The organism is Streptomyces sp. SID14515, assembly GCF_010548505.1.
Classification (GTDB): Bacteria; Actinomycetota; Actinomycetes; order Streptomycetales; family Streptomycetaceae; genus Streptomyces; species Streptomyces caviscabies.
This window is the reverse complement of sequence record NZ_JAAGMH010000021.1, coordinates 60,192-67,071: the sequence shown is the minus strand read 5'-3', so window position 1 is coordinate 67,071 and position 6,880 is coordinate 60,192. Positions and strand designations below refer to the sequence as shown.

4 protein-coding genes and 1 pseudogene are annotated in these 6,880 nt (G+C 69.4%); 4 read left to right on the top strand and 1 reads right to left on the bottom strand.

Features of this window, described 5'->3' with window-relative positions; all coding sequences use genetic code 11:
* From G3I54_RS03855 to G3I54_RS03840, 4 genes and pseudogenes are all read left to right on the top strand, one after another.
* A pseudogene (locus G3I54_RS03855) lies at positions 1–298 on the top strand (hypothetical protein); the annotation flags it as partial.
* Positions 299–462: 164 nt separating this feature from the next.
* Entirely contained in the window at positions 463–3,414 is a 2,952-nt protein-coding gene (locus G3I54_RS03850) for a CARDB domain-containing protein (protein WP_164611086.1), read from the top strand.
* A 131-nt stretch (positions 3,415–3,545) separates the two neighbouring features.
* Positions 3,546–4,625: a dihydrodipicolinate reductase gene (locus G3I54_RS03845; RefSeq protein WP_164611084.1), complete on the top strand. Its 1,080-nt coding sequence runs from the start codon at positions 3,546–3,548 to the stop codon at positions 4,623–4,625.
* Positions 4,622–5,104 (top strand): carboxymuconolactone decarboxylase family protein, encoded by a 483-nt coding sequence (locus tag G3I54_RS03840; protein WP_164611082.1) that lies wholly within the window; start codon positions 4,622–4,624, stop codon positions 5,102–5,104. The genes G3I54_RS03845 and G3I54_RS03840 overlap by 4 nt, the downstream gene beginning before the upstream one ends.
* Positions 5,105–5,179: 75 nt before the next feature.
* Here the strand turns inward: G3I54_RS03840 and G3I54_RS03835 are convergent, their stop codons facing one another.
* Positions 5,180–6,823, bottom strand: a complete 1,644-nt coding sequence (locus G3I54_RS03835; protein WP_203685479.1) for a GMC oxidoreductase — start codon at positions 6,821–6,823, stop codon at positions 5,180–5,182.
* Positions 6,824–6,880: the final 57 nt, after the last annotated feature.

Sequence of the window (6,880 nt, the reverse complement as noted above, 5' to 3'; positions counted from 1 at the left end):
CCCGGACATCGCGGCGGACCGGGCGGCCGGAATCCGGGGACTGCCGCACCGGCTGGGCGACGCGGGGACCCGGCTGCTGCTGCCGCTGCCGCTCCTGGGCGCCACGGCGGTGCTGGCGCTCGGGCCGCCCGGACCGGTGGACGCCCAAGGTGCGACGGCCCTGGCCCTCGCCGGCACGGCGGCGCTCGTGGGCCCGGCGCTCGGCCGCCGGTGGCGCAAGGCCGCGCTGGCCGGAGCGGTGGCCGTGGCGGCGGTGGATCTGGCGCTGTTGCTGGCCCGGGGCGCGACCGGCTCCTGAACGGGCGTGTTCAGCAACACATCTGACGCATCGTCACTCCACACGCTCGGATGACATGCCCATGCGAGGACCGTTGACAAATCCGAAACAGGGAAGAAATCTATGAACCTCCGGCTGCAAAAGATTGACTTGCCACCTCAAATACTGTGGAAGCAGAGGACGCCATGAGATGGAAACGACTCACCGGACGGCCGATCACCGGGCTGCTGATAGCCGGAATGGTCTCCGTCGGACTCCTGCCCGTCACCGCGAGCGCGGCTGAGGCCACCGATCTGGCCCGCGGCAAGACGGTCACCGCCAGCGGATCGCACGGCGAATTCCCGGCCGCCAACGCCAACGACGGCAAGGTCGACAGCTACTGGGAGTCGAACGGACTCCCGGCCGACCTCACGGTGAAGCTCGGGGCCGACGCGGACCTGGAGTCCGTGGTGGTCAAGCTCAACCCGGATCCGATCTGGGCGAGCCGGACGCAGGACATCCAGGTGCTCGGCCGGACCCAGGACGGCACCGTGTTCACCTCGCTGCGGGCCCGCGCCGGTTATGCGTTCGACCCGAGCGGCAACCAGAACACGGTGACCATCCCGGTCGACGGACGGGTCGCCGACCTCCAGCTCAGGTTCTTCTCCAACACCGGCGCGCCGGGCGCCCAGGTGGCCGAGATCCAGGTCCTGGGGACGGCCGCGCCCAACCCCGACCTCACCCTGAGCGCGCTCTCCTGGAGCCCGTCCTCCCCGTCCGAGACGGACGACATCACGGTCGAGGGGACCGTACGCAACATCGGGTCGGCCGCCTCCCCCGCGACGACCGTCAATGTGAGCCTGGGCGGCGTGGTCGTGGGCAGCGCCCCGGTCGGCCCGCTCGCCGCGGGAGCCTCGGCCGAGATCTCGGTCGAGGTCGGCAAACGGCCGCAGGGCTCGTACACCGTTTCGGCGCTGGTGGACCCGACCGACACGGTCGTGGAGTCGGACAACGCCAACAACAGCCGCACCACCGCCTCGCCGCTGGTGGTCGGGCAGAGCCCGGGCCCGGACCTGGAGGTCCGCTCCATCACCTCCAGCCCGGCCAACCCGGCGGTCGGCGCGGCGGTGAGCTTCACCGTGGCGGTGCACAACCGCGGCACCACCGCGGTGAGCGCGGGCACCGTCACCCGGCTGACCGTCGGCTCCACCACCCTCAACGGCACCACCCCGGCCATCGCGGCGGGCGCCACCGCCAACGTCACGGTGAGCGGCAGCTGGACGGCGGCGAGCGGCGGCGCGACGCTGACCGCCACAGCGGACGCCACGGACCTGGTCGCGGAGACCAGCGAGACCAACAACGTGTTCGCCCGCTCCATCGTGGTCGGACGCGGCGCGGCCGTGCCGTACACCGAACTGGAGGCGGAGGACGCCGAGTACGACGGCACGCTGCTGCAGTCCGACGCCGTGCGCACCTTCGGGCACACCAACTACGCCACCGAGTCCTCCGGCCGCGAGTCGGTGCGGCTCGACTCCACCGGTGAGTTCGTGGAGTTCACCTCGACCGCCCCGTCGAACTCCGTCGTCGTCCGCAACTCCATCCCGGACGCTCCGGGCGGTGGCGGCCGCGAGGCGACCATCAGCCTGTACGCCGACGGAGAGTTCGTCCGCAAGCTCGACCTCTCCTCGAAGCACAGCTGGCTGTACGGGAACACCGACAGCCCCGAAGGGCTCACCAACACCCCCGGCGGCGACGCGCGGCGGCTGTTCGACGAGTCGCACGCCCTGCTCACCCAGACCTACCCGGCGGGCACGAAGTTCCGCCTCCAGCGGGACGCGAGCGACAACGCCTCCTTCTACGTCATCGACCTGATCGACCTGGAGCAGGTGGCGGCGCCCTCCTCGCAGCCGTCGGGCTGTGTGTCCATCACGACGTACGGCGCGGTGGCGAACGACGGGATCGACGACACGGACGCGATCCAGCGCGCGGTGACGGCGAACCAGAACGGCGAGATCGACTGTGTGTGGATCCCGGCGGGCCAGTGGCGCCAGGAGCAGAAGATCCTCACCGACGACCCGCTCGACCGCGGCCAGTGGAACCAGGTCGGCATCCGGGACGTGACGATCCGGGGCGCGGGCATGTGGCACTCCCAGCTCTACACGCTGACCCCGCCGCACGAGGCGGGCGGCATCAACCACCCGCACGAGGGCAACTTCGGCTTCGACATCGACGAGAACACGCAAATCTCCGACATCGCCATCTTCGGCTCGGGCACCATCCGCGGCGGCGACGGCAACCACGAGGGCGGCGTCGCGCTCAACGGCCGGTTCGGCAAGGACACGAAGATCAGCAACGTCTGGATCGAGCACGCCAACGTGGGCGTCTGGGCCGGCCGCGACTTCGACAACATCCAGGAGCTGTGGAACCCGGGCGACGGCGTCGAGTTCACCGGCATGCGGATCCGCAACACCTACGCCGACGGCATCAACTTCGCCAACGGCACCCGTAACTCCACGGTCTACAACTCCTCGTTCCGCAACACCGGCGACGACGCGCTCGCCGTCTGGTCCAGCAAGTACGTCAAGGACCAGTCCGTCGACATCGGCCACGACAACAGCTTCCGCAACAACACCATCCAGCTGCCGTGGCGCGCCAACGGCATCGCGATCTACGGGGGTTACGGCAACAAGATCGAGAACAACATCATCTCCGACACCATGAACTACCCGGCCATCATGCTGGCGACCGACCACGACCCGCTGCCCTTCTCCGGGCAGACGCTGATCGCCAACAACGCGCTGTACCGCACCGGCGGAGCCTTCTGGAACGAGGACCAGGAGTTCGGCGCGATCACCCTCTTCCCGCAGAACCTGCCGATCCCCGGGGTCACGATCCGCGACACGGACATCATCGACTCCACCTATGACGGCATCCAGTTCAAGACGGGCGGCGGGCTGATGCCGGACGTCACGATCGAGAACGTCCGGATCGACAGGTCCAACAACGGATCCGGCATCCTCGCGATGGGCGGCGCCCGCGGCAACGCGACGCTCACCGATGTGACGATCACCGACTCGCGCGACGGCGATGTACTGATCGAGCCCGGCTCGCAGTTCACCATCACCGGCACTCCGAACGGCGCCCGGGCGAAGCGCTAGACCCGGCAGGACCCCGGTACGGTTCCCGGGTCGGCGGATCCCCCGTCGGCCCGGGAACACCCTTGTGGCCGGGCGGATTTGGTGGTGTCACGGCTCTGGGAAGTACAAGGCCCCGGAGCTACTCTCCGCGCATGATTCCCACGGTTGTCTGGGGTACCGGCAACGTCGGCCGCGCGGCGATCCGCGCCGTCGCGGCCCATCCGGCACTGACGCTCGCCGCCGTCCTCGTGCACGATCCCGCCAAGGTCGGCCGCGACGCCGGCGAGCTCGGCGGTCTCGGGCGCACGCTCGGGGTCGCGGCCACCGACGACATCGCCGCCGTGCTGGCCGCCCGCCCCCGCGCGGTGGTCTACGCGGCGTCCGGCGATATCCGTCCCGACGACGCCCTCACCGACATCGGCCGGGCTATCCGGGCCGGCGCGGTGGTCGTCACGCCCTCCCTCTATCCGCTCTACGACCAGCGCAACGCCCCGCCGGAGCTGCGGGACCCGGTCCTGGCCGCCGTCGCCGAGGGCGGCGGCTCCCTCTTCGTCTCCGGCGTCGACCCCGGCTGGGGCAACGACGTCCTGCCCCTGCTGGTCAGCGGCCTCGGCACCGAGGTGGACGTCATCCGCTGCCAGGAGATCTTCGACTACTCCACGTACGAGCAGGAGGAGTCGGTGCGCCATCTGATCGGGATGGGTCATCCAATGGACTACGAGCCGCTGATGCTGGCGGAGAGCGTTCCGACGATGGTGTGGGGCGGTCAGATACGGCTCATGGCGCGGGCACTGGGCGTCGAGCTCGACGAGATCCGCGAGACCCTGGACCGCCGGGCGCTGGAGCAAGAGGTGCACACCCGCACGATGGGCGCGTTCGCTGCGGGCACCCAGGGCGCGGTGCGCTTCGAGGTGCAGGGCATCGTGGACGGCGAGCCCCGCATCGTCATCGAGCACATCACCCGTATCCACCCGTCGTGCGCCCCGGACTGGCCGTCGCCGCCGGACGGGGTGGGCGCGCACCGGGTGGTGATCGAGGGCCGTCCCCGTATCGAGGTGACGGTCGAGGCGTCCGACGAGGGCGAGAACCGGTCGGCGGGCGGGAACGCCACCGCGGTCGGGCGGCTCGTCTCGGCGATCGACTGGCTGGTGGACGCGAAGCCGGGCCTGTACGACGCACTCGACGTTCCGCTGCGGCCTGCGGTCGGCAGGCTGGGAAGGAGACCGGCATGATCATCGATGTTCCGGAGGGCGAGGAGCCCATCGGCTACGTATGGGGGGAGATGGTGCCCGGCATCGGGATGGCCGCCGCCACGTTCTCGATGTCGGTGTACGAACACACGACGCTGGGGCTGCGGGAGTTCGAGGCGGCCAGGCTGCGGGTGGCGCAGATCAACGGGTGCCTGTTCTGCCTGGACTGGCGGACCGAGCGGGACGGGGCGAAGGTCGAGGAGGAGTTCGCCGACGCGGTGACCCGGTGGCGTACGACCGACGCCTTCGACGAGCGGACCCGGCTCGCGGCGGAGTACGCCGAGCGGTACACGCTCGACCATCACGGTCTGGACGACGCCTTCTGGGAGCGGATGACCGCGCGCTACAGCCAGGCGGAGATCGTGGAGCTGACGATGAGCATCGGCTCGTGGCTGGCGTTCGGGCGGCTCAACCATGTGCTGGGGATCGACTCGGTGTGCGTGCTGCCCGGTCACGGGTGAGGGGCGGGGCCCCCACGGACGGAGTCCGGGGCCGCCGGGTTGGCACTCCCGGCCCCGGGCTCTTTCGTGGGTCGCCTACAGATCGGTCGCGATGATCCGTTCGATGTTGCGTTCGGCGAGCGCGGTGATGGTGACGAAGGGGTTCACGCTGGTGTTGCCGGGGATCAGCGCGCCGTCGATGACGTACAGGCCGGGGTAGCCGTGCAGCCGGCCGTAGTTGTCGGTGGCCTTGTCCAGGACCGCGCCGCCCAGCGGGTGGTAGGTGAGGTGGTCGCCCCAGATCTTGTAGACACCGAAGAGGTCCGTGCGGTAGATCGTCCCCTCCTTCTGGTTGATCTTGTCGAAGATGGTCTTCGCGGCGTCGATGGACGGCTGCTTCCACGCCGTCTGCCAGTTCAGTTCGGCCTTGCCCGCCGCCGCGTTCCAGGTGAACTGGGCGCGGTTGGGGTTCTTGGTGATCGAGAGGTAGAAGGAGGCCCAGGTCTCGATGCCGGTGGGCAGCGGAGCGACTTCGGCGAACGCTCCGCCGGCGTCCCAGTTGTCGATGCCGCCGGTCGGGATGGACGACTGCACCTTGCCCGTCGGATCCCAGAGGTGGTTGGCCCGGCCGCACATGACGTTGCCGTTGTCGCCCCAGCCCTTGCCGATCTCGTTGTTGAGGAGGGGCAGGGCGCCGGTGGCCTTGAGGCCGACGAGCAGCTTGCTGGTGCCCACGCTGCCCGCGGCGAAGAACACCTTGTCCGCCGTGACGGTCTTGGTCACGGCGGTCCGGCCGCCGGTGTCCAGCTGGTCGATGAGCACGGTGTAGCCGCCGCCGGGGGCCGGGGTGACCGTGGTGACCTTGTGGAGCGGGGAGATGGTGACCCGGCCGGTGGCCCTGATCCGGTCGATGTAGGTCTTCTGGAGCGACTTCTTGCCGTAGTTGTTGCCGTAGAGGATCTCCGCGTCCAGGGCCGACTTCGGTACGGTTCCGGCCGCCTCCTGCTTCATGTAGTCCCAGTCGTACACGGCGGGCACGAAGAGGAACGGGAAGCCGGAGCGCTGCGCGTGTTTTCGGCCGACCCGGGCGTACTGGTAGCAGTCGACGGTGTCGAACCAGGCGGGATCGATGGTGGTGACGCCGAGCCCGCTGTTGGCGCGCGGGTAGTAGGTGCTGTACATCTCCTCGGCGTTCACCGTCGGGAGGATGGCGCCGAAGTTCTCCCGGCGCGGGGTGACGGCCATGCCGCCGTTGACCAGGGATCCACCCCCGACGCCGCGGCCCTGGTAGACCGTGATGCCGCCGAACTCCTCGGCGTCCAGGATGCCGGTGTAGCGGTTGACGTCCTTGTCGATGGGGAAGCCGAGGAAGTTGCTCAGCGGCTGCTTGGTCCGGGTCCGCAGCCAGAAGGAGCGGTCGTCCGGTTTGGTGGTGTTGGCGAAGATCTTTCCGTCCGCGCCCGGGGTGTCCCAGGCCATGCCCATCTCGACCATGTGGACGTCCGTGCCGGCCTGGGCGAGCCGGAGGGCGGCGACGGAGCCGCCGTATCCGGTGCCGATGACCAGGACGGGCACATGGGCCCCGGAGCCGATCGGCGCTGCTGCCGCCCGTGCGCTCGCCCAGGCCGGTGCGGTGGTCCCGGCAAGCGCCGCGACCCCCAGAAGAGAACCTGTTCCAGTGATGAATCTTCGACGCGAGACGCCCTTGGTCCCGCCATCCTGCTTGGTAGTGTCACTCATGTGACATCCCTCACTCTCGACAGAGTGCAACAGGTTCTACTGTCGATCGCGTGGTAA